Consider the following 22880-nt stretch of genomic DNA (forward strand, 5'->3'; position numbering starts at 1 on the left):
AGCTTTTTCCGTGGTCATACAAGCATACAAAAGACAACTCCTACTTAGAGAAGTTGTCTTTTTTGTCGTCGTCTAAATGAAATATATATAGATAATAAGCCATTCAATGTTAAAAGGGTAACTAGTGCTATAACCAAAAATGCAATATCAGGGGCAAAATATCTAATAGTGTGCCAAGGTGTTCCTGTATTATAGCTTAATAATGGAATGGAGATAATGGCCAAAACTAAAAGTATAAGACCGAATATACCCAACACGCCTCTTTTGTTTACTTTTTTAGCTTTAACTTTTATTAACAGATAAATAAACAGCACAAAAAGTAAACATATCATAGCGATTGTTATGACTTGAGATGTAGGTGTATATTTAGGTGCGTCAACGGGCTCTTTTCCATTTAAAATGTTGATAATCCCTTCTTTCAAGTAAAGAAGTGACTTTTCCTCTAATATATGACTTTTGTTCGTGAGAATTACCCCGCCCCAATCGGTTTCTGGTAGATAAAATACTTCTGAGCGTGCGTCAGGATTTGAACCAGAATGCCAAATCATTTCTTCTTTGGATTCTGGATATGAGATTCGTACACCAAGGCCGTAATATCGATATTTACTAGTTTGAACAAACGGCGATATATAAAGATTCATCGCATTTTTACTTAAAAAATTGTTATGCTCATGGCGACTAAGTAGTTTAATGTACTGCACCATATCTGTTGCACTTGCCGTTATATATCCATAGGGTGTCCCTCCATTATCAAACGTGACTGCACTTTTGACAGGGTGACCAAGCCATGATTGATAGCCAGCTAAGTATCCTTTTTCATAGGCTATGCTACTATTAGCGGCTGCATTTTTCATCCCTAATGGAGAAAAAACTTGTTCCTCCATATATTTAGAAAATGGTTGTTTGGTAACCTCTTCGATGAGAGCTCCAAGAATAGAAAAGTTAGCATTACTATATTGATGTTTTTCCCCAGGAGCAGCAGTTAGCTCCACATTCGATAAACTTTCTACATTGTCCTTTATAGCACTTAAATCTTTAGATTCCTTGTCTGATATAGCTAAGCCAGAATAAGTGCTTATCCCACTTGTTTGCGTAAGTAAATGTTTAATCGTTATTTGAGAAGCGGCTTGTTTATCTTTCAGGGTAAACCAAGGCATGTACTTTTGAACTGGATCATCTAATTGAATAATGCCTGCATCAAGTAATCTCATGATGGCTAAGCCTGTTAGTGATTTACTAATTGAGCCGACTACAAATGGAGTTTCAGCAGTTACCTTTTCTTCGGATTCTCCTGTTACACCCCATGATTTAGAATAAAAGATATCATTTTTATGAACAATTGCAATAGATGCACCTGGAATTCGCTGCTCTTCTAAAAAGTTTTCAACATACTTATCTATAGTACTCTTAACATCTTGTTCTGCAGCTTCTGTGGAGATTGGTGAGACTAGTTGAAATAGATAAAGTGGAATTACTAAAAAACAAACTAATATAGCTTTATATATTGGTTTTTTTTTCATTGTTATTTCACCTATTTCCTCCAAAAATTTTTATTGCAAGTAAAGATATTAAAGAGGAAGTAGAAATGCTGATTGTAATTAGCAAGAAGTTCCACCAAGCAACATCAGAAATCTGATAAACAATATTATAATGGAATGTTGCCATAGTCTTTTGCGGATTAAAAGAATCTGTCAAAAACATCGATAGTAGTAGCTGACAAGCAAGATAGGCAATAATAAAAGTACAAAACCCAAGAGCTATTGATATTCCAGGTCGACTTTTCCGCATTTGTTTAATTTCCGAATGAAGATCTATACCTTTAATCTCTAAAAAATCTTTAATAAATGTCGTAGTATCTCCCAGATCATTTATACTATCAATTCCATTATCACGAGATTCTTGGAAATGCTCTAAAAGCTGTTGCTTTATATTCTTTCTTTCTTTTGAGCTAATACGATACTGTTTTAACTCATTTAGAACTTCGGTTACATATTGTTTTTCTACTAAACTTAATTCCATACTCATTCAATAAGTTCTCCTTTCAGACCGCTTTGAAGTAGGGATTTTATGTCTTGTTGCAACTCCAACCATTCATTGATTTTTTTTTGAAGATAAACTTCTCCTTTTTCATTGATTTCATAATAAACTCTGACTTTTCCGTTGTCTGTCATTTCACGGTAAGTATCAACCCATTCTTGATCTTTTAACTTAGTCAAGATGGGATAAATGCTGCCTACTCCCTTCAATTTCAAATTGTGTTTTTCTAATTCTTTCATAATTTCATAGCCATAACTTTTTTTCTTAGACAAAATAGACAATACACACATTTCTAAATGACCTTTTATTAAACTTGTTCTATCCATAGGTTAAATTTAACAAAAATATATACTTCTTTCAAGTATATATTTTTGTTGTGAATACTTTCGAGAGGTAATGATGAAATATTCGATCACATATCCTGCATGATGACCTACTTAAATCTTATAGAAGAAATGTAAAATTTATGCCAATACCTTTTGCACATCCTAACAGCACTTGTTAAAGTATGGTTAGTAGAATGTAGGCTTCAGTAGAGGTATGCTTTCTTCCGGCCAAAGCACCTAGTGGAACGGAACTCTACGTATGGTGGTGTTCATTATTATTCATTGGAGGATCATATAAATGGAATATAAACTATTAGGAAATGAAATTGAAGATTTAGTAGATTTGTTAACTCAAAACAAGTGGATGTATCATACCGATCAACATTTAAAAGAGGAATCCGTGCGAAAAGCGTATACGGAAGGATACTATCAGTGCGATCGCGAAACACATTGGATAGTTGATAATGAAAAAAAGGTCGGGATTATTATCATTCATGACATAAGTGATACGATCCCGTTATTCGATATCCGTTTAGATATGCGCTATAGAGGAAAAGGATACGGTGTAAAAACCCTCCTTTGGTTACAAGATTACCTGTTTGGAGAAAAAGATAAGATTCGTATCGAAGGTTATACGAGAGTTGATAATATGGGAATGAGGAAATGTTTTGCGAAAGCTGGTTTTGTAAAAGAGGGCTATTTAAGAAATGCTTGGGAAAATGCAGATGGTACTGTGTCAGATAGTATCGTTTATGGTGCAATCAAAGATGATTGGATTTTAGGTAGAACAACGCCTATTAAAATCGATGACATACCATATTAAAACTATAGGTAGAAAAGGACGTTGAGGAATGTCTACAGAAAATGATTTGTTAACAGCTTTTAAAAAATCCTGGTCCATTCAATCTAGCTCAAAATGGAGTTTAGTTAATCCTGCAAAAGGCCAATGCGAAGTCACTGCATTAATTGTAAATGATATCCTTGGGGGCGAAATTTATAAAACGTGGCTTGATGAAGGCTGGCATTTTTATAATATTCTCGGTGGGGTCAGAAAGGATTTTACACAAGAACAATTTTCGTACAACCTCTACTATCAGGATGTTCGTTCTAGTAGGGAAGAGGCTTTCCAAGATACGAACGATATTCAATATAGCTATCTAAAATCACAGGTTCATGAGTATTTAGGAAAAAGCTAGGGTCAACTATAGCTACTTTTTGTATGTTGATTTAAGCGTAAGATACTGATATTCATTTTGTTAGGAGCGACGAAACCTTCTGTGAGATGTATCTTGGATGAAAAGTAATCAAACACAGTCCATTATAATTTAAGCTAAACCTTGTTAGTATTTAATCGTAGTTATAATTCTCTTTTGGTTCAGCTTGTCTTTCCATATAATGATGAGGAGCTGTTGATTTTTCACGGAGAGTGGCGACTCCTGCGGGATGAGCTTGCGCTGAAAGCCCCGCAGGAACGTAGTGACGAGGAGTTTGAAGCCAAGCCCGCGGAAAGCGCCTACTCGGAGTGAAAATCAACCTTTGTTTATTGATACGCATTATTTTATATTTATCCTTTGGTCTACAAGCTGAAGCAGAGTGTTTCATCTCTGCTTTTTTTAATATTTAAACAAACATGTTGACGTAAATGAAACCATCGTGTTATTATTATCTCGAATTCAAGATAAATAAATTCAAGATAAATGAATTCGAACCTTTTAATCCATGTAGAAAGTAAAGCTTTACTTTTCATCATAAGGAGGTAATCATAATGGGTTTTTTAAATAAATTATTTGCTTCAAAAAAAGAGGAGGAAAAAACAATGGCAGAATTAAATATCGGGATTATTATCGGATCAACACGTGAAGGTCGTGTAAGTCCACAAGTAGCACAATGGGTAAAAGAAATCGCAGATCAACGAGGAGATGCAAACTATACAATTATTGATATTGCAGATTACAAATTACCTTTACTAGGTGAACCAGGGCAAGACGCTTCAGGCGCTCAAGCTTGGTCAGAAATTGTTGCAAAACAAGATGGATTTGTATTTATCGTACAAGAGTATAATCACTCTATTACAGGTGCTTTAAAAAATGCACTAGATTATTTACGTGTAGAATGGAATAACAAAGCTGCAGGTATTGTATCGTATGGTTCTGTAGGTGGTGCACGTGCAGCTGAACATTTACGTGGTATTATGGGTGAGCTTTTAATTGCAGATGTCCGTGTACATCCAGCATTGTCACTATTCACAGACTTTGAAAATGGTACTGATTTTAAACCAAAAGAAGTACAAACAGATTCAGTTAACCAAATGTTAGATCAATTAATTCCTTGGTCAAAAGCTTTATATACAATTCGTTAATCATGTTTAACTTATTTCAGCGGGTGTCCAAACACCCACTGAAATAGAGGAACTCAGTCTAAAAACGCCACGTCCTGTGGCAACGACTGAGTGACCAACTTCGTGCTGTTGCTGACGCTTCGCTTTCGCACAAAAAACATCTGTTGGCCTAAAGCCTCCGGCGGATGTCACGGAATCGGAAAGGAGTTTTTTATGCAAGCAAAAAGCCGATTCCGGACCCAATTATGCCGAGGCATAATTGATAGATTGAGGTAGAACGATATTGGATAAAGTATAGGTGAACAATATATTTATCATGAAAGGGACTGTTAACATGAAAAAACATACTGCGGGTATTCACCATATCACAGCGATTGTAGGGCATCCACAAGAAAATATTGATTTTTATGCTGGTGTATTAGGTTTACGTTTAGTGAAACAAACAGTAAATTTCGATGACCCAGGCACATATCATCTTTACTTCGGGAACAAAGGTGGTAAACCGGGGACAATTATTACATTCTTCCCATGGGCAGATGCTTATCAAGGCCGCATTGGTGATGGCCAAGTTGGTGTAACTACTTATGTTGTACCAGAGGGAGCACTACCTTTTTGGATTAATCGTCTTGCGAAATTCGCTATTCCATGCCAAAAAGCTGAACGCTTTGGTGAACAAGTCATACAATTTGATGATCCACACGGACTTCATATTGAATTAGTGGCGCGTGCGGAAGGTGAATTAAATGAATGGACATTTGGTGAAGTAACTCCTGAGGTTGCGATTAAAGGATTTGGCGGTGCAACATTGTATTCGAGTCACCCTGAGGAAACAGCAAAAGTCTTAACTGAAGTCATGGGTCTTGAGAAAGTAGCAACGGAAGGTGAGTATACTCGTTTCAAATCCAGTGCTGATATTGGCAATACAGTAGATTTAAAAGTAGTTCCTGGTATACGCGGTCAAATGGGAGTTGGAACAGTTCATCATATTGCTTGGAGAGCCCAGGATAATGCGGATCACCTAGAATGGCAAGAGTATGTAATGAATCATGGACAACATGTAACTGAAGTGAAAGATCGGAATTATTTTAATGCGATTTACTTCCGTGAACCTGGTGAGATTTTATTTGAAATTGCGACAGATCCACCTGGATTCGCTCATGATGAAACACCTGAAACAATGGGTAGTCAATTAATGTTACCAGCTCAATATGAACAGCATCGTGAACAATTAGAAAGAACATTAATTCCGATTGAAGTGCGTGTGCTTGATTAAGGAGAATGAGTTGTTTGATTTCGATTGATCCTACAAAAAATACTGAGCGTGAAAACTATAAATTATTAATTGGCAGTATTATTCCGAGACCAATTGCCTTTGTCACGACGAAATCAGAGCAAGGAGTCATCAACGGCGCACCTTTTAGTTTCTTTAACATTGTATCATCAAATCCACCGATGATTTCTCTAGCCATTCAAAGACCACAAGGGCGCTTAAAAGATACCGCTCGACATATTCTTTATCAGCAACAATTTGTTGTGCATATTGTAGATGAGGATAATGTTAAGCAGGTGAATGAAACGGCAGCTTCATTACCCGTAAGTGAAAGTGAAATTGATAAAGCTCAATTTACATTAACCGATAGTGAGCTAATATCTGTACCAGGTATTCAAGAGGCAAAGGTTCGGATGGAATGTCGTTTAGTACAGACAATTCCTTTGATGAATGGCGACGAACAGACGGGTGATTTGTTCATTGGTCAGGTTGTTCAATTTCATATAGATGAGACTATTTATAATGAAGGGCGTATTGACCCAAGGAAATTAAAAGCAGTTAGCAGACTAGCTGGCTCGAATTATGCAAAAATTGGAGAAATATTTGCTTTAGAACGTCCTCAATAAAAAAATGCGAAAATGTTGATATAACAGCATTTTCGCATTTTTTCGTTATGCTAAAATTCTTTCTATATTCTCTAAATTTTCTTTAGTTAATAAGATATCAGTTGCTTTCACATTAGTAGCCACTTGGCTTTTATGTTTTCCACCTGGGATAACTGCATCAATACCATCTTGAGCTAATAACCAAGCTAGTGCTAGATTTGGTAAGGTCGTTTGCTTTTCCTCTGCAATTTCTTTTAACTCATCTATTTTTAGTAATGTTTGTTCAAATAATTCACCTTGGAATAAAGGATCCGAAATTCGCCAGTCTCCAGCGCCCAACTTAAAGTCTTTTGTATACTTACCACCAAGTAGGCCATATGCAAGTGGACCGTATGGAATAAAGGAAATATCATTTTTTACACAGTATGGCAATAATTTTTGTTCTGCAGATCGGTTTAACATATTGTACGGTGATTGTAACACTGAAATATCATTATGCACATTAGCTTCTTCAAGTTGATCTAATGTTACGTTTGAAATGCCTATTGCTCCGATTTTTCCTTCTTCTTTTAAGCGTGATAATTCCCCAATCGACTCCGCAAGAGGGGTCTCGTTGTCTGGGAAGTGTAAATAGTAGAGGTCAACATAGTCCATTTGTAGCCGGCTCAAGCTATTTTCAAGTGCACTTCGTAAATATTGCGGATGATTATTTGTTTTTACAGAGCCATCCTCAAACCAATGCCTGCCGCCTTTTGTCGCTAAAACAAAATCTTCCCTAGAATATTTTTTTAATACTTCGCCAACAAGTTCTTCTGAACGCCCTTTTCCATAGATATCTGCTGTATCAAAAAAAGTTATTCCTAGGTCAAGTGCAGCTGTGACTAGCTCCGTCCCGTCTTGTTCATTTAAGTTTTCATATAAGTTATGGCCACCTACAGCATTCGTCCCCAGACCAATTTCGGAAATCTTGATATTTGTTTTTTTTAATGTATGAAATTTCATATTCCTACCTCCTCTGTTTTCTGTAATTAGAATAGAGTAAAAAAAATATTTTACCAACATACACCGTTATAGTTTCATATATAGAAACAAAAGCATTTTAATTGCAAATAGAAGATCCAATCAATTATGCCTGGACGTAATTGCGTTCGGAATCCGTAACATCTGCCGGAGGCTTTAACTTCTTGCAGCGTGTTTTTTGTACTAAAAGCGTAGCGACGGATACAGATGTTTGGACAACCGCTGAAAAGTAACTTAAACAGCATTCATCTCATCACCTATATAGGTGGGAGACCTTTTCCTTTATGCTAACAGGTAATGGATTTCTTCCGTTAATTGCTGGCTTGCCTCTTCTAACTTTTTTGCAAATGACCGAATGGCTGTTTTCTTCATTTGATTTGTCGAACCGTGCAAGGCAATCGCACCGAAGACTTCTTCATTCACATAAATCGGAACTGCGATACAAATTTTACCTACATTTGTTTCTTCATTATCAACAGCATATCCCTGTGTTTTAATGACCTGTAAATGAGGAATTAATAGCCCATAATCATATAAGGTTTTTGTTGTAAATGTATTAAGTTCAATACTATTTAATATTTCACGTTGTTTTTTAGCTGACAGATGAGCTAATACTACTTTTCCAAGTGCGCTTGAATGCATAGGTGTCCGAGTATCGATTGCTTGATAAGCAGGATGGTCAAAAGGCTCTCTAATCACATTTTTTATCACCATCTCACAATCTTCCAAAATACCAATGTAAGTAGTTATTTCTTCTTGGCGAGCTAATTGATATGGCGCCACGAGAGACGTCCATTGTATATCTTTGTGCCAATATAAGTGCTCATCCCTAAAGATATGCGGATTTAATTGATAGTATTTATTATATTTAATGACATAATTCATTTTTTCGAGCGTATAAAGCATGCGAAAAACGGATGTCTTATTCATTGATAATTCTTCCATAATTTCAGTTAATGTAAGAGAATGCTTTTGACGTAATACATCCAAAATCAAAAGGCCTTTTTTTAATGTCGATACTTCATAGGAATCCATTTTGCCCTCTCCTAACTTTAAATTTCTAGCTTGTACAATACCATCTTTACTTTTGATTTACTAGTTTGGATCGTTTCTTATAGAAATAAGTCTCTACAGAGGATTATAATAGGCGGTGGAATTTCAATTTGAGATGTTTATGCTTTTCTTTATTGACATCATATTTACAACATCTAATGTATAGTGAAAGAATGCAAGTGAAGTCATTGAGAGAAGGAAATAACAGAGCTTTTTATAGAGTTATTACAAGAAGAAAAAGTAAAGTAGCCGCCGTTATGATTCTGGTGAAATGGGCATTTTAAGATTGTTAAAAGTTTCATATAAATGAACTGCTATTACCTCATTTTCAAGTAAAAAGATAAATTGTTATAATAATCTAATTGTTGACTCAATTCGAAAATGCGGATAATATACTGTTTATTGATAAAAATACATAAAAATGAAATTTATTTTCCTTTTTGAAAGTGGAGTGGTTATTATGGCGAATTTTTTACGAAAGAAATCAATCGAGCAAGCCAATAAAATAACTGAAGTCGAACGTTTTAAACTAAAGCGTGAACTAGGGTCGTTGCAATTATTGCTGTACGTACTAGGGGCTACAATAGGAGCTGGCATTTTTGTGTTGCCAGGAACTACAGCTGCTCTACATGCGGGTCCGGGTGTTGTTGTTTCATTCTTAATAGGTGGTCTTGTAACAATAGCCGTTGGATTAGCCTATGTTGAATTCGCAGCGATGGCTCCTGTTGCCGGCAGTGCTTACACCTATTCTTATATTGCGTTAGGTGAAATGATTGCGTGGATAATCGGTTGGGATTTATTATTGGAATTTATCGTTATTTCCAGTACAGTCGCAGTTGGCTGGAGTGGCTACGTCAATTCGTTTTTACAATCTGTGGGAATTCACTTGCCAGAAGTTTTAACAAAGGATATTGCTCACGGTGGGATCGTAAATCTCCCTGCTGTGGCTGGTTGGCTTATTGTAGCTTGGATTTCAATGAGTGGAATTAAAAATGTAGGTCGATCAAATATGTTATTTACAGCTGCAAAGGTTGGCGCGATTATCTTATTCCTTGCTATTGGGGCTTTTCACGTTAACCCTATAAACTGGACACCGTTTACACCGTTTGGCTGGTCAGGTGTAATGGCGGGAGCGGCACTAGTGTTCTTTGCCTTTACCGGATTTGATGGTGTGACAACAGTTCTTGAGGAAGTAAAAAATCCACAAAAAACAATACCAAAAGCTTTAATTGGTGGTCTAAGTATACTAACGCTTATTTATGCAATTGTTGCACTAGTATTAACAGGTATTGTACCATCTCCTGAGTTGGATGTTCCAAATCCTACTGTATATGCACTAGAATCTGTTGGGATTCAATGGGGAGGCGCTATCATAGCAGTATCAGTTATTTTTGGATTGCTTGCTACGATGATAGCAAATACAACAAGTGCGACACGCGTGCTGTTTGCAATGAGCCGAGATGGACTTTTACCAGAACGTATTGCACAAACAAATAAAAAAACAGGCGTACCAGTATTATCAACGTTAATTGTTGTTGTAACAGGCATTCTCTTATCGGGATTTTTATCGATCGGAGAATTAGCGGAATTTGCTAACATCGGCGGTTTAACTGCTTTTGCTTTAACAACAGTTAGTGTTGTTGTTCTTCGCTATACACGACCAAATCAACCACGTGTATTTAAAGTACCTGCGCTATGGCTTGTAGCAACTGTAGGTGTTGGAGGATGTATTGTATTAATTTTCAGTCTGCCGCCATTTACTATAGTGCGCTTTTTGATTTGGTTAGCGATAGGTTTAGTTATTTATATAGCCTATGGATACAAGCATGCTAAGATAAGCTCTAAAAATGAAGATCTATAAATAAGATGAAGAGTGCGAGAAATCAATTTTAGAAACGTTGATTTCTCGCACTTTTTTAATTATGAAACTTTACTTTAAAAATATACTTATGTCCCGGGCCCCGTTTTTATCACAAAATTTAATACGAATCTAGACGCACAACCTTGTTAGTTTCAACATATAATAAGTTTACATTTCCTTACAAGCCCAGGCATCAATCTCTACCTTTAGGGAAGGGGCTGCAAGCGCAACTACATACATTAATGTCATACACGGAAGGTGATCACCAAGAAAGTCGTTCATTATTTTTTTTCTTTGATCTACATTCATTTCCCCAACCAAATAAAGGGTTATCTTCGTTAAATCTTGAATGTCCATATTCGCACTTTCAAGATTCTTTCTAATATTTTCGAATGCCAATTTCATTTGAGTTAATGGCTCTTCAGGTATTGTCCCGTCTTCTTCCATGCCTATTTGTCCAGATAGTGTTAACCATCTCTGAGGTCCTGTTACTTCTATTTGATGTACATAAGGAGCAACTGGTTGATGAGTGTCCTTCGGGTTTCTAGCAATTTTCACATAATCAATCCTTTCTATATAATTTTAGTTTACATTTTTATAACAATATCATACTAAGACTAAAGATAAAAAAATCTAATTTTAGTACTATCATAAAAGAACTTACATTGGCTATGATGGTGTTCAAAGGGTTATAATAGACTAATAAAATTAAGGCTTATAACGCTGATACAGCTTTCAAAAATATTGTTATTAATTTGATAAGGCATACTATTCTTTTCGCTCCTTGGATGCATTAATTTCTTATGAGACTTATAAAGCGCAAGTATTTAAGTCTTATTCTAAGTTTTAATGGAAATAATAATCCAATGAAGGGGGGCATTTACATAAGAATGATACGTAATGTTTTACATCAATTTATTAATTGTTTTTGTTCACTTGATAGCGAAATCCAGGCAGTAAAGGCCACGAAGCCGTTTTGTAGAAGGAGTGAATACATGAGTAATTTCTTTCGAAGTCATGGATTTAAACGTTTTTTAATCCTGGCTGGGATCGCTATTGCATTATATATGATGCGGAGTATGATCAATCTAATTCTTCTCACGTTCATTATTACTTACTTGATGAATCAACTTACCACGAAGACAACAAAAGAGGTTAGAAAGTACGTACGGATGAATGAGAAGGCTGTAACAGTTACCCTCTATCTTTTGCTTGTTGCAGGTATTGTTGCAATTATCTACAAGTATTTGCCAGTCGTAACCCAACAAATTACACAGCTCTTTGATCTTATTGCTAGCTTTAGTCTTAACCCAAATGATAACGAGATTGCAAGGTATTTAGCGCCAACCTTTGACAAGATTGAACTGGGTAAATATTTAGAGCAAGGTGTAGACCTCACGCTGAAAAACCTTACGAATATTGGTAAAATCATTTTGCATATATTCATTGCACTAATTTTGAGCTTGTTTATTTTACTTGAAAAGAAACGTATTACGGAATTTACAGCGAAATTTAAAGATAGCAAAATGAGCCATCTCTACGATGAATTACATTATTTCTCAAGAATATTCATTCGTTCTTTCGGTAAAGTTATTGAGGCACAGTTCATTATTGCTGCTGTCAACTGTGTTTTATCTGTTATTGCTTTATACATTATGGGCTTCCCGCATTTAATTGCGCTGGGAATCATGCTCTTTATACTGGGGTTAGTGCCAGTTGCGGGCGTCATCATGTCCTTGATTCCTCTAACTATAATCGCATACAGTATCGGTGGTCCTATGTACATTGTCTATATCTTAGTTATTGTTATGGTACTACATGCTATGGAGGCATACTTCCTAAATCCAAAGCTAATGTCAGCTAAGACAAATCTTCCAATTTTCTATACATTCATGGTCATTCTCTTCTCTGAGCATTTTCTTGGTGTATGGGGATTAATTATTGGTATTCCATTATTCATGTTCCTTCTCGATATTCTCGGAGTTACGTCCTCAGAAGATGAACTGCAACGGGCAATGGAAATACAAGAAGACAAATAAAGTGAATAAAGTTTCATTTAAAAAGGAATCAAGTGTGTATGATTCCTTTTTCTTTGGCTAGTTTTGAAATTTTGAAGTCCATAGTTTGGCAGTATAGCGGATGGCCAAAACAGTTAACCCCCTTTCGATTATTGCGTTGAAAGGGGGTTAACTTTAATTATAGTGCCTTTAAGGAACTTGCTTCTGAGAAAATAGTAGGTGTTTTTGTCTTCATGAATATAAAAATTAGTAATGCGGTAATACCCTCTGCGGCGGGGAATGTCCACCAAATAGCTTGTGGGCCAAGTAATTTAGGCAATAGTACGAGAGCAGGGATAAATAGTATAATACTACGAAGTAACATGATAGTTGTTGCAAGACGTATTCTCTCAATTGATTGGAAGAATTCCGCAAAGACCATGTTCACGCCGAGGAATACATACCCAATTGCAAAGTGTACAAAGCCTTGCGCTGCCATATTACGAATTTCAAACGTACTATCACCGAATAATGCTATTAGCTGAGAAGGGAATAACGTAGCAATTATGACAGTAGTTAAACCGAGAATAAATGCAGTGGCTATACCGATTTTCAATAACGCTGTTAATCTCTCGATTAATCTCGCACCGTAGTGATAACTAACGAGGGGCTGTAGTGCCATGCCGATACCAAGGAACACTGTTAATAATACGGTATGAATATAGTTAATCATCGCGTAGGCGGTCACTCCATCTGAGCCCAAATAGTGTAAAAATGTCACATTATATAAAATAACCATAATAGCAACGGAGGCTTCGACAATAAAGCTTGGTAACCCAATAGCGAATATTTTCTTTAAATCAGCTAGGTTGAAAAACTTACGCACAAACTTTAATTCGGATTGCTTTCGGAAGAAATGTAGGCAGAGCACCGACATACCGATTATTGTGGAAAGTGCTGTAGCCAGGGCACAGCCAGTTACGCCGTAGTGGAAAATGAAAATGAAAATGTAGTTTAAAATAATGTTTAACACAGATGTAGTGATTAAACCCATCATTGCAAGCTTTGGATTGCCATCATTTCGAATAAAAATGCTAAGTAAGTTTTCAATTGTGTAGAACACACCGAAAATCAAAATAACATGTAAGTACTCTTGTACATAAGGAAATGTAGCATCACTTGCGCCGAATATATAGGAGATTTCCTTTAAATTTAATAAAAGTATGAGAATTAGTGTCATAACGACAACGATCATAGTTGTAAATGCTAATGTAAAGAGCTGGTTCGCTCTTTTTTTATTGCCCTCACCGAGAGAAATTGAAAATAGTGTTGCTCCACCCATTCCAATCCAAAGGGAAATAGATAGTAAAATCGAAAAAATAGGTACGGCGATATTTACCCCTGCTAAAGCGGTTGGTCCAACTCCGTGACTAACGAAAATACCATCCACTAAAATATTCACTGACATTAGCAACATACCAATCATAGCTGGAAATAAGTATGATAAAAACAAGGGCTTCAGCGGTCTTGTTTCAATTGGATTAATGGTAGTCATGAGCATGTACCTCCTTTACCATCACCTTTTCACCTTTGTCATCTAGCTCACCGTTAAAGACAAAGCCAAACTTCTTATATAACTGAATAGCTACTATATTGTTGTCATAAACGCTTAAATATATATTTTGACAGCTGTATTTAGCTGCTAAATAATTGATAAGCAGCTGTAAAAAGTATTTTCCTAATCCTTTGTGCTGAAAATGCTCATCAATGAAAAAGCGATCTAACCAAACACGCTGTGTATTGTCCTTATGTGGAAACACACCATACATAGCGAAGCCGACTGCTTTATCTTCCCTATACAATCCAACAGGAATAAAGCGTTTGTCTGTTTCTGCTTCCGCTAAACATTGCTTTGTACTTTCAATAAAATCTTGCTGATAATCAGCAATACGTAATGCTAATATTTTCTCTTTGTTTAAAGCCGTAATGTCACGAATTTCCGTGAACATAATGTCAAAACCTTTCTGTTTTTAATTTCTTTCAGCCATGCATTGTTTATTGTAGTGGCCTAATTAATTGTGAATAGCTACAATTTAATGTATATAGTAACTATATAGTCAAGGAGGGAAACTTAAAAATGTTTAATAAAAATGTAAAATATTTTACAACTGGTGAGTTCGCTAAAATTTGTAAGGTTAATAAACAAACGTTAATCTACTACGATCAAATCGGTTTATTGTCACCAATTATGAAGGATAGTAAAGACTATCGTTATTATTCCATTGCACAATATGAATTTTTTAGTGTGATTGAGCTATTAAAGGCGGTTGGTATGTCTTTAAAGGATATTCAAAAATATATGGCAGAAAAATCACCTGAAAATTTCTTAGACTTAATGTATCAGCAAAAGGAAATTGTAGCGAAAAAACGTCGAGAGCTGGAGATGATTGAAAGCATTATTGATGTAAAAATTGATTTAACAGAGGAAGCCTTACATCTTGATTTTGATAGTATTACGATTGAGCATCTGCCAGTGGCCACATTGTATTTAAGTAAAAATATCGAGAATTCGACGGAAGAACAGTTTACGAAGGCTGTATCAGACTTTATAGATGAGTTAGATCGTTCTCAATTAGACACGGGTTATCCCATTGGAGGAATTACAAGAAGAGAGCAAGTATTAGCTGGAAACTATGATAATTATAGTTTCTTGTATATAGAGCAGCCACACCCGCGAGAAGGTCATCCTTATTTTGAAGCGATTGAAGGGGATTTTATTGTCGGCTATCATGTAGGAAATTCCACTACACTTGGTGAATCTTACGAGCGATTATTTAAGGTCATGAGGGAAAAAGGCTTTGAACTAGGGGAATACGTATATGATGAATACATTTATGACGCCGTGATTAAAAATCGGGAAGAGGATTATGTAACGAAAATTATGATAGAAATTAAAAAAGGTAGTTAATAAGTAGAGAAGTATAAAAAATCTTATAGAATATCTGAATGTGATTAAAGTGCGACTAGTGCTATAGAAAAAATTCAGGAAAAATGGTCATGCGATTATCATATATTTTGAGCCTTTAAGGAAGTAAAATTTCGGTATTTATACATAAATTAAGCCTTGTTCTAATGAGGAAATGATATCCTGAAGATTATGAATCTAACGTAGAACGTAACATATAACTATTTATATGAGAGCATGATTTGTGTAGCAACTTAGCGTTATCGTGTTTTGTCTATTATTATTGATGGCCCAGATTTGAAATTATTTTAGCAGAATTACAGCCAGTGTAGAGACGTTATTTGAATGGTTGAGCGGCAGTGAAGTAGAAAGGCTTATAGCGATACGAACGGTATGGCAAATGATGCAGCAAGAAATGGAGGGTATTTCTTGCTTTTTGGAAGGAAAACGAACTACTACGAAAAAATAAACAGCAGTTTAGCCAAGCTCTTGCAGGCTATAGTTGGTGAATAAAAGGGGAGAGAAGAATGAATTATTTCACTATATTTGCATCTAAGAACAACATTGACGATATTGAAGTGAAAATTTCAGATGTTTTTACAAAAGGCTTTGCTATCGAAAAAAATGACAATGAGTATGTTATAACATCAAAGGCGCTGTTTAAAAAATATAAATTAATAATTAGCGTGATGGCTGAAGATACGAATCCAGATTACTTCGCTAATAATATTCCTGGGATGATGGGGTATTACGACAATTTTCCTTTTGAAGATGACCATTTAAAAGAATTAGTTTTGACTCAAATAGCTGTTTTAAATACAGTAATTGCAATCGAAGCGGAAAAAGCGATAAATGAAGAACAGATGCAGTTATTTACGAACCTATTATCAAGCATAGGCGGGATTGGCTTTTTAGCGAATGGCACTTTACTAGACGCTGAAGGGAACGTTATTGTTTATCCTAACGGGCAATCAGGACCATCTGACTTTAGACCCCAAGCTTGTACACGAAAGGTGAGGGGACAAGAGGTGTTATCAGAAGAAGGTGAACAAAGAAAAAATAAAACGCTAGCATATTTAAAGGAAAAAGCTATTCCATATACAGCTTCCCTTCCTCAGCTCCCAACAATAGAGGCTTGTCAGTTTAAAACTCGAGAAGACATTGCTAGAAGAGCTGTAGCCCTGTTAATTGTCATTCAATTTGCCTGTGATGTGGCGCAAGGTGGAAATGTAGAAGAATCGCGAGACTTTTTCATCAAAATGTTACGCACATATAAAGTAGAAGACAATCTAACTAGCAACGAAAGAGACTTTTTACAAGCTTCTGAACCAGATGTGCAAGAAGCCATTAATATTTCATGGCAATACGAGGCTTATTGGACACTTATTTGGGCACTTGGATTTGTTGAGAAGCTCGATTTTCCTGATGAAGTATGTGATTGCGAGTATGCCATTCAAGTTGTTTCTAACTGTGAAACGTTTGAACAATTTTTTCTTCAAACTGTTATGCGTAGTCAGGAAGAGCTATTGGATGAAGCCGACAAGATTTACAGATACCATTGGGCTTGTGTAGATAGTCGGATAAAAGACCAAGCGGCTCCTGCCGGGATAAATGAAAGCATCGTCATGGAAAGGAGAAGAGGCTTGTTCTGGATGATAGGGCATCGAAGTGAAGAATGGGATAACATGTCGATGGATACTTAAATATAAAAGAAAATAGCAAACTAGTTTTTCTGCTAGTTTGCTATTTTTATATGCTTATTTTATATAATGAGGTTTACTTACTTTATCAATCAGCAGAAGGCCATCATATTGATCTCGTGGAACAAGACTTTCCTGAATCATTCCCCAGCTATACGATAAACGTGGCTCAAACATCCATGAGTTTCCACGCTCATTTTGACGGTTTCGCATGTCGATAAATGTGTACGGTTTATTTGAAGATGAAGCAATATCCTCGATTGATCCTTTTACTGGCGGTAAAACGGCCATAGGCTCACCCATATTGTTTGCTGTTTCCCCACCAGCCATATAAAGACCAAGCACATAACTATATTTCTTATAAATATCTGGTAGGCGTTCACCCATTAATTTTACTGGATAAGGAGAACCCATTACTTCGGATTGTGCCTTACGAATATGGTCATTATGGGCCCAGACGATGAACTTTTCAGTTGGATAAATGTCCTCTGCTAACCAAAGAAGGTTTTCCATCATTGATTGGTCGCGCCATTCCATTGTCTTTAAAAAAGAATCATATTTATTGTGCTCAAGTTCAATATTTGCTTGAATCGATAGTTCTACATATTCGTCTGCTAAACGGATACGGTCAGCTAATGTACGTTCCATAAGCTTTACAATATGAGACTCTCCCGGATAAGCTGCTTTTAACTCGTTTTCTTTTAGCTGTACTTGTGATTTTACTTGTTTATACACGTCGATAATGCTTGGTTTCGCCTTTTGATAGCCTTTTAAATCCGTACCAGAACTCCAGTCAACAAGTTTCTCCTCTACTTCACTTAACTGTTTAGCAAGCTTGCTATTTTGTAGCCAGTTGCCGTTTGTGAATGCACCTTGCTGTTGAATATCAAAGCCCGCTAATTTTAAAGGTTTATCGGTATTCTGTGTTTTTTTAGCATACTCAAATAACGGTAGTGTTTCTTTTGACCACCATACACCAAAAATAGCATCCTTCATTGTTTGTTGCGCTGCTTGTTTATCAATTTGTCCTTGAGCATTCATAGCATTCCCCATACCGCTTTCAAAGGCTAGGACATTGTAGCCCATTTCTTGGTGTAAAAATTGAATTAAACGTGTTTTTGCTAAGCTGAATTCTGCTACGCCATGTGAACTTTCCCCTAAAAAAACAATGCGCTTATCATGCAATAAAGGCTTTAGCATCTCTAAATCTTCAAATTTAGTGGATGGGATGTTTTGTTGACCAACTGTTTCAGGTTGAATGGATGTTAAGCTGTAAGCATGGTCATTTGTCCAATTTTTCCAATCTTGAAGAGTTTCACTGGATGTGCGAGCTTGTTTCACTTCTAACTTGTTATCTAAAGCTACACGTTCTTCTACCGCTGGAATTGCTGCAGATGCATTTGAAACTCCGTTGAACGCTGCAAAGCTTGTTAACGCAATACTTAATGATAATAAAACTTTACGTTTCTTACCTTTTGTCACTTTCTATCAGTCCTCCGCTTTATAGTAAGACCAATTATAGGTAGTAAAGTTTAAAGTAAAGGGGGGATTTGTTTAAATTTTGTTTAAATTTGGTCAAATGTCATTATTTTGGATTATTTTGAGCGGATGCAGATAAAAAAACATCTCCATAGCGTAAATACACTATAGAGATGTTAGCTATTTTATTTATAGTGATATGTGCTAGCTCTTGGGTGATTCCGCTGTATTTGATTGAACCATGCACGATTCTTTTCCTCTTGTTTTAAAGTATGAACGATGGTTGATGAGCAGCTAACACAGATTTTTGCCTGAGTAATTTGTCCACAGCGTTCACAGGGAGCGCCTAAGTTAGGAAAAATTGATTTTTTTAATTTCCCTGCTTTTACCCATTTATAGAGTAATTCAGATGAAACCCCAGTTAATGCAACTACCTCATCATTCGTTAAATAGCGATTATTTTTTCTTAGTAAAAAATGATGTAGTTCTGAAAAAATATCTTCTTCTCTTACATCAATCCTTTTAGTAAATAGCTGCATAATTATGACTCTCCTCGTTTTATTTTAATTGATGACTTCTTCTATTATTTTATTTGCGTTGTTCGGTTGCTCATCATATTTATAGTTTTCCCAGCGATTACGTGCTAGTTTTCGATATTTATTGGAAATATTTCGATCTGCTATTAATCGAGAGAATCCTTTTTTAGCCTCGGCAATATCTCCAAGTCGGAGGCTTAATTCGGCATGTAAATATTGAATTCTCTCTCCGCCCTCTTGATTGGATGCAAAAGATTTGCTGTAAAAATCTCTAGCAGCAAAAAGGTAGCGCTTTTCCGATTCTTCATCATTTTTTAAGCGATATAGCCAAGCTATTTTTAACGCGAAATTGGCCATAAGAAGTGACTCTTCCATTGATGCTCTTGATACAAGATAAGCTAATTTAAAGCTTACAATGGCATCATCAATCGTACGTTCCTTACGGATGTCCATTGGTTTTTGTAGCTCTTTTATGTACAGTTCATCAATAAGAAGCATGAAAGGCCCATATGTTCTCGTCATCGATTTGTGGAAAGCATAGCCACAATGTGGACAAACGGCAACTTCATACAATAACGGGTTTAAACCTTCGTAAACTGGCATGAAGTCTGTTTGCTCTTCGATAACTTTATAACGATTAGGGCGGACTTTATATGTGGTAAAATGCTTTTTGCAAAACTTGCAATCCACACTACTTTCATAGTAGTAAATGTTAAATGCCATAAGAATCAACTCCTTTACATTCAGATGATTATTATTTCTTTTGTTCTATTTATATGGTGGATGGTATCGTTCAATGTATTTAATTTAGCTAACTCTATTTTAACAATTCTATGCTCTTTGGTATACTCCTTTAGAATTATTGAAATAAAAATGTTCATTACTTTCTTAGTTATTTGAAATTTCGATATGTACCCGTAATAGTGTTTATCGGTGTAGTTGGTGTAAGTTATACGGTTGGCTTAGCTTGTCATAAAACGTACAAATGTTTGATTAACTACTAATTTTTTTAATCTAGTTGCTGTGTAGATAATAATGCCTATTTGGATAGTTCTTCATGTAAAATGACAAGTATATTGATTAGGGAAATATAGGATTTTATTAAGTGACAAAGCGGAGTCACCTAGGCACTCGTCTGTAGTGGAAAATGACATTTAAATGAAGGTAATCGGAGTGGGGTTGGGCGATTTCTTGGAGATTATCGTCACAGGTATTACCCCAAATTGGGTCATGTTATAGTGAGGTTCCCTGATCGATATACTTAATAAAATCAGCAAGGAGAGAACGATGGATTATAAAATTGTATTCTTTGACGTAGATGGAACGCTTGTAAATTATGAAGATGGTCGTATTGAAGAAAGCACAATGATCGCTATTGAGCAATTAAAAAATAATGGAATTCATATTGTGGCTGCTACAGGAAGACCTTTATCAATGTGCCAAGGTTTAAGAAGCATAGGTATAGATACGTTTATTACCGCTAATGGTGCCTATGTTAAGCATCAAGATCTAGTAATACATAAAATTCCTATTGCCAAGGAAATTGTCCACGCAGTTAAGGCTTTTGCTGAAAACAATAAACAAAGTCTTTCGTTTTTTACAGAACAATTATCGATGAATAACGTCCAAGAACAAGAGACATTAAAAGCCATGCAAGAAACATTATCATTGCAAGAATTTCCCGTTATTAATGAAGATATTTTAACGCAAGAGGTTTACTTAATGTGTTTGTATGGCAACGAGGAAATTGAGAAAAGGTATACTTTAAAATTCCCGCATTTATTATTTAAGAGGTGGCACCCTTACATTACAAATGTATTGCAACATGATGTTTCCAAATCAATTGCTGTGCAGGCTGTACTAGATTATTTTGACTTGAGTCCTGAGGAAGCACTTGCTTTTGGTGATGGAGATAATGATATCGACATGCTAGAGCAGGTTGGCTTTGGTATTGCAATGGGCAACGGTAGTGAAGCATTAAAAAGTGTCGCTAATTATGTAACGAAAAAATCAACAGAAGATGGTATTCATTATGCTCTACGTAAGCTGCAAATAATTTAATTATTTGAAAGTAAAATATGAATCAACCAGTCACTAAGAAAAAACTATATTTTTTTACGATACAACATGGATGAATGTTTTCATGGAGAAAATGTATTTAATCCATAATACTCATAATGTTGTCTCCTTTGAGTTATTATAAAGCTAACTATTAAAAATCATTACGCTTTAGATGGGGTGGATTTATGGCGCATCACGTACAATCTCTTATTGAACATTATGGATATTTTGGCATTATTCTTATCCTAATTGGGGGAATTGTCGGTCTGCCACTTCCTGATGAAATATTTTTGACATATGTAGGGTATAGCGTATATCGTGAAACTCTTGCACATATTCCAGCTTTAATCAGCGCTATGATAGGCGCGGCAGGGGGAATTACCCTGAGCTACTATATAGGCTATAAATTCGGGCTACCTTTATTACGAAAATACGGTTCGAAAGTCCATATTACAGAACAGAAAATTGATTTTACTAGAAAATTATTTGAAAAAATTGGACCAATATTATTATTAATAGGGTATTTTATCCCTGGAGTTCGTCATCTTACTGCATATATTGCAGCTATTAATAATTATCCTTATAAAAAATTTGCTTTCTTTGCTTATATGGGAGCAGCTTTATGGACATTTACTTTTATCACTTTAGGGAAGATACTTGGAGAGAAATGGCATTATGTTGAGCTATATTTATCCCGTTACAGTATTTATGTTATAGTATTGTTCATCATCATTATGTTCATCATTTATGTTGTTTTCAAAAGAAAGAATGCATCTAAATAAATTCAATAGTACAGAGCCGATTCCGGACTTAATTATGCGGATGATAATGGATGAAAGGTCTAATTCAATATTTATTGAATCAGACCTTTTTGCTATATTACGGTAATATTGCAAAGGAACGGACAGGGAATCCAGATGCTTTTTCAGGCTTTGGCACGATATTGAATATAGCAGCGCCCTTTGGAGGTAGCTTATCTAAATTTGTCATAAGCTCAATTTGATAAGTATCTTGCTCTAGCACAAAATATTCGCCGTCTAATTTTCCATTTCTACGGAAATCTGCTGCTGAATCTGTATCAAAAGTTTCGTGGCCAATAGCTCTTACTTGTCGTTCGTTGAATAAAAATTGTAATGCTTCTAATCCCCAGCCAGGAATATGATTATTGCCATCAGCGTCTTTGTTGCTGAAAGATTCTTTATCTGGCCAACGTTTACTCCAATCGGTACGGAACGCAACAAAGGTACCGGCTTCAATTTCCCCATGTTCAGCTTCAAAGTCAAGAATATCTTGAATACTTAACGTGTAGTCGTTATTTACTGCGGCTTCCTTCGATTTATCAATAACGATGAGTGGTAGTACTAGTTCTTTTAGCTCCAATTCCTCTAGATAGCGTGTATCTCGTACAAAATGGATAGGTGGGTCGATATGTGTTCCGTATTGCCCTGGGAAAGTGAATTGCTGTGCAAAGAAGCCATCCTCATGTGAAAATAATGTTTCAAATTTAGCATCAGCAAACATAAAGAAATGTGGAGAATTTGGACCAAATGTATGCGTTAAGTCTACCCATTTTTTTGATTTCAATAGTTGAATTGCTTGTAAAAGTTCGTTTGTCATAATAGTTCCCTGCTT

General features: G+C 35.8%; 23 protein-coding genes. 11 read left to right on the top strand and 12 right to left on the bottom strand.

Annotation, left to right across the window (positions count from 1 at the left end):
• Positions 1-44 precede the first annotated feature (44 nt).
• The 3 genes from PVA17_RS01935 to PVA17_RS01945 are packed head-to-tail and all read right to left on the bottom strand — an operon-like array spanning position 45 to position 2363.
• Positions 45-1520: a serine hydrolase domain-containing protein gene (locus tag PVA17_RS01935; RefSeq protein WP_274066724.1), complete on the bottom strand. Its 1476-nt coding sequence runs from the start codon at positions 1518-1520 to the stop codon at positions 45-47.
• A 7-nt stretch (positions 1521-1527) separates the two neighbouring features.
• Entirely contained in the window at positions 1528-2025 is a 498-nt protein-coding gene (locus PVA17_RS01940; RefSeq protein WP_132361249.1) for a hypothetical protein, read from the bottom strand.
• Positions 2022-2363, bottom strand: coding sequence for a PadR family transcriptional regulator (locus PVA17_RS01945; RefSeq protein WP_132361251.1), 342 nt, complete (start codon positions 2361-2363; stop codon positions 2022-2024). Before PVA17_RS01945 ends, PVA17_RS01940 begins: the two co-directional genes overlap by 4 nt.
• Positions 2364-2661: 298 nt before the next feature.
• On the opposite strand from PVA17_RS01945, the gene PVA17_RS01950 reads away from it, so the two are divergent.
• The 5 genes from PVA17_RS01950 to PVA17_RS01970 all read left to right on the top strand — a co-directional run bounded on the left by PVA17_RS01950 (position 2662) and on the right by PVA17_RS01970 (position 6597).
• Positions 2662-3186, top strand: coding sequence for a GNAT family N-acetyltransferase (locus PVA17_RS01950; protein WP_132361253.1), 525 nt, complete (start codon positions 2662-2664; stop codon positions 3184-3186).
• Positions 3187-3214: 28 nt separating this feature from the next.
• A complete protein-coding gene (locus PVA17_RS01955; RefSeq protein ID WP_274066725.1) occupies positions 3215-3559 on the top strand; it encodes a YunG family protein in 345 nt (114 codons plus the stop codon).
• Between the two features lie 569 nt (positions 3560-4128).
• Positions 4129-4722, top strand: coding sequence for an NADPH-dependent FMN reductase (locus PVA17_RS01960; RefSeq protein WP_132361257.1), 594 nt, complete (start codon positions 4129-4131; stop codon positions 4720-4722).
• A 313-nt stretch (positions 4723-5035) separates the two neighbouring features.
• Complete coding sequence (locus PVA17_RS01965; RefSeq protein WP_274066726.1) at positions 5036-5974, top strand: ring-cleaving dioxygenase; 939 nt, start codon at positions 5036-5038, stop codon at positions 5972-5974.
• A 14-nt stretch (positions 5975-5988) separates the two neighbouring features.
• Entirely contained in the window at positions 5989-6597 is a 609-nt protein-coding gene (locus PVA17_RS01970; RefSeq protein ID WP_132361259.1) for a flavin reductase family protein, read from the top strand.
• A 45-nt stretch (positions 6598-6642) separates the two neighbouring features.
• On the opposite strand, the gene PVA17_RS01975 is transcribed toward PVA17_RS01970, so the two are convergent.
• Positions 6643-7578: an aldo/keto reductase gene (locus PVA17_RS01975; RefSeq protein ID WP_132361261.1), complete on the bottom strand. Its 936-nt coding sequence runs from the start codon at positions 7576-7578 to the stop codon at positions 6643-6645.
• A gap of 300 nt (positions 7579-7878) precedes the next feature.
• Entirely contained in the window at positions 7879-8631 is a 753-nt protein-coding gene (locus PVA17_RS01980; protein ID WP_274066727.1) for an IclR family transcriptional regulator, read from the bottom strand.
• Between the two features lie 478 nt (positions 8632-9109).
• Here PVA17_RS01980 and PVA17_RS01985 point away from each other — a divergent pair, with 478 nt between their 5' ends.
• Complete coding sequence (locus tag PVA17_RS01985; protein ID WP_132361265.1) at positions 9110-10510, top strand: amino acid permease; 1401 nt, start codon at positions 9110-9112, stop codon at positions 10508-10510.
• Between the two features lie 168 nt (positions 10511-10678).
• On the opposite strand, the gene PVA17_RS01990 is transcribed toward PVA17_RS01985, so the two are convergent.
• Positions 10679-11068: a RidA family protein gene (locus PVA17_RS01990; protein WP_132361267.1), complete on the bottom strand. Its 390-nt coding sequence runs from the start codon at positions 11066-11068 to the stop codon at positions 10679-10681.
• Between the two features lie 437 nt (positions 11069-11505).
• On the opposite strand from PVA17_RS01990, the gene PVA17_RS01995 reads away from it, so the two are divergent.
• Positions 11506-12549 carry an AI-2E family transporter gene (locus PVA17_RS01995; RefSeq protein ID WP_132361269.1) on the top strand — a complete coding sequence of 348 codons (1044 nt, stop codon included), beginning with the start codon at positions 11506-11508 and terminating at the stop codon, positions 12547-12549.
• Positions 12550-12706: 157 nt separating this feature from the next.
• Here PVA17_RS01995 and PVA17_RS02000 read toward each other — a convergent pair whose 3' ends face one another.
• Together PVA17_RS02000 and PVA17_RS02005 are read right to left on the bottom strand one after the other, a co-directional pair.
• Entirely contained in the window at positions 12707-14062 is a 1356-nt protein-coding gene (locus PVA17_RS02000) for an MATE family efflux transporter (protein WP_132361271.1), read from the bottom strand.
• The gene (locus PVA17_RS02005) at positions 14049-14516 is read right to left on the bottom strand and encodes a GNAT family N-acetyltransferase (protein ID WP_132361273.1); all 468 of its coding nucleotides are present in this window, start codon (positions 14514-14516) and stop codon (positions 14049-14051) included. The genes PVA17_RS02000 and PVA17_RS02005 overlap by 14 nt, the downstream gene beginning before the upstream one ends.
• A 128-nt stretch (positions 14517-14644) precedes the next feature.
• On the opposite strand from PVA17_RS02005, the gene PVA17_RS02010 reads away from it, so the two are divergent.
• On the top strand, positions 14645-15475 hold the full coding sequence (locus PVA17_RS02010) for a MerR family transcriptional regulator (RefSeq protein ID WP_132361275.1): 831 nt from the start codon (positions 14645-14647) through the stop codon (positions 15473-15475).
• 524 nt (positions 15476-15999) lie between these two features.
• A complete protein-coding gene (locus PVA17_RS02015) occupies positions 16000-17175 on the top strand; it encodes a DUF4272 domain-containing protein (protein ID WP_132361277.1) in 1176 nt (391 codons plus the stop codon).
• 54 nt (positions 17176-17229) lie between these two features.
• Here PVA17_RS02015 and PVA17_RS02020 read toward each other — a convergent pair whose 3' ends face one another.
• The 3 genes from PVA17_RS02020 to PVA17_RS02030 form a co-directional block, all read right to left on the bottom strand.
• A complete protein-coding gene (locus tag PVA17_RS02020) occupies positions 17230-18654 on the bottom strand; it encodes an erythromycin esterase family protein (protein WP_132361278.1) in 1425 nt (474 codons plus the stop codon).
• A 182-nt stretch (positions 18655-18836) separates the two neighbouring features.
• Positions 18837-19190 carry a hypothetical protein gene (locus PVA17_RS02025; protein ID WP_274066728.1) on the bottom strand — a complete coding sequence of 118 codons (354 nt, stop codon included), beginning with the start codon at positions 19188-19190 and terminating at the stop codon, positions 18837-18839.
• Positions 19191-19214: 24 nt separating this feature from the next.
• Positions 19215-19910 carry a DUF2225 domain-containing protein gene (locus tag PVA17_RS02030; protein ID WP_274066729.1) on the bottom strand — a complete coding sequence of 232 codons (696 nt, stop codon included), beginning with the start codon at positions 19908-19910 and terminating at the stop codon, positions 19215-19217.
• Positions 19911-20474: 564 nt separating this feature from the next.
• Here PVA17_RS02030 and PVA17_RS02035 point away from each other — a divergent pair.
• Both PVA17_RS02035 and PVA17_RS02040 read left to right on the top strand, forming a co-directional pair.
• Positions 20475-21248 carry a Cof-type HAD-IIB family hydrolase gene (locus PVA17_RS02035; protein WP_274066730.1) on the top strand — a complete coding sequence of 258 codons (774 nt, stop codon included), beginning with the start codon at positions 20475-20477 and terminating at the stop codon, positions 21246-21248.
• Positions 21249-21433: 185 nt separating this feature from the next.
• The gene (locus PVA17_RS02040; RefSeq protein ID WP_132361286.1) at positions 21434-22030 is read left to right on the top strand and encodes a DedA family protein; all 597 of its coding nucleotides are present in this window, start codon (positions 21434-21436) and stop codon (positions 22028-22030) included.
• Between the two features lie 97 nt (positions 22031-22127).
• Here PVA17_RS02040 and PVA17_RS02045 read toward each other — a convergent pair whose 3' ends face one another.
• Positions 22128-22865 (bottom strand): cyclase family protein, encoded by a 738-nt coding sequence (locus tag PVA17_RS02045; RefSeq protein ID WP_132361288.1) that lies wholly within the window; start codon positions 22863-22865, stop codon positions 22128-22130.
• Positions 22866-22880 lie beyond the last annotated feature (15 nt).

This window comes from Lysinibacillus sp. CNPSo 3705, from assembly GCF_028674935.1.
GTDB lineage: Bacteria > Bacillota > Bacilli > Bacillales_A > Planococcaceae > Lysinibacillus.

Coding starts and splice junctions, on each gene's coding strand:
- PVA17_RS01935 (WP_274066724.1), bottom strand. CDS start 1,520: ATGAAAAAAAAACCAATATATAAAGCTATATTAGTTTGTTTTTTAGTA.
- PVA17_RS01940 (WP_132361249.1), bottom strand. CDS start 2,025: ATGAGTATGGAATTAAGTTTAGTAGAAAAACAATATGTAACCGAAGTT.
- PVA17_RS01945 (WP_132361251.1), bottom strand. CDS start 2,363: ATGGATAGAACAAGTTTAATAAAAGGTCATTTAGAAATGTGTGTATTG.
- PVA17_RS01950 (WP_132361253.1), top strand. CDS start 2,662: ATGGAATATAAACTATTAGGAAATGAAATTGAAGATTTAGTAGATTTG.
- PVA17_RS01955 (WP_274066725.1), top strand. CDS start 3,215: ATGTCTACAGAAAATGATTTGTTAACAGCTTTTAAAAAATCCTGGTCC.
- PVA17_RS01960 (WP_132361257.1), top strand. CDS start 4,129: ATGGGTTTTTTAAATAAATTATTTGCTTCAAAAAAAGAGGAGGAAAAA.
- PVA17_RS01965 (WP_274066726.1), top strand. CDS start 5,036: ATGAAAAAACATACTGCGGGTATTCACCATATCACAGCGATTGTAGGG.
- PVA17_RS01975 (WP_132361261.1), bottom strand. CDS start 7,578: ATGAAATTTCATACATTAAAAAAAACAAATATCAAGATTTCCGAAATT.
- PVA17_RS01980 (WP_274066727.1), bottom strand. CDS start 8,631: ATGGATTCCTATGAAGTATCGACATTAAAAAAAGGCCTTTTGATTTTG.
- PVA17_RS01985 (WP_132361265.1), top strand. CDS start 9,110: ATGGCGAATTTTTTACGAAAGAAATCAATCGAGCAAGCCAATAAAATA.
- PVA17_RS01995 (WP_132361269.1), top strand. CDS start 11,506: ATGAGTAATTTCTTTCGAAGTCATGGATTTAAACGTTTTTTAATCCTG.
- PVA17_RS02000 (WP_132361271.1), bottom strand. CDS start 14,062: ATGACTACCATTAATCCAATTGAAACAAGACCGCTGAAGCCCTTGTTT.
- PVA17_RS02005 (WP_132361273.1), bottom strand. CDS start 14,516: ATGTTCACGGAAATTCGTGACATTACGGCTTTAAACAAAGAGAAAATA.
- PVA17_RS02010 (WP_132361275.1), top strand. CDS start 14,645: ATGTTTAATAAAAATGTAAAATATTTTACAACTGGTGAGTTCGCTAAA.
- PVA17_RS02015 (WP_132361277.1), top strand. CDS start 16,000: ATGAATTATTTCACTATATTTGCATCTAAGAACAACATTGACGATATT.
- PVA17_RS02025 (WP_274066728.1), bottom strand. CDS start 19,190: ATGCAGCTATTTACTAAAAGGATTGATGTAAGAGAAGAAGATATTTTT.
- PVA17_RS02030 (WP_274066729.1), bottom strand. CDS start 19,910: ATGGCATTTAACATTTACTACTATGAAAGTAGTGTGGATTGCAAGTTT.
- PVA17_RS02035 (WP_274066730.1), top strand. CDS start 20,475: ATGGATTATAAAATTGTATTCTTTGACGTAGATGGAACGCTTGTAAAT.
- PVA17_RS02040 (WP_132361286.1), top strand. CDS start 21,434: ATGGCGCATCACGTACAATCTCTTATTGAACATTATGGATATTTTGGC.
- PVA17_RS02045 (WP_132361288.1), bottom strand. CDS start 22,865: ATGACAAACGAACTTTTACAAGCAATTCAACTATTGAAATCAAAAAAA.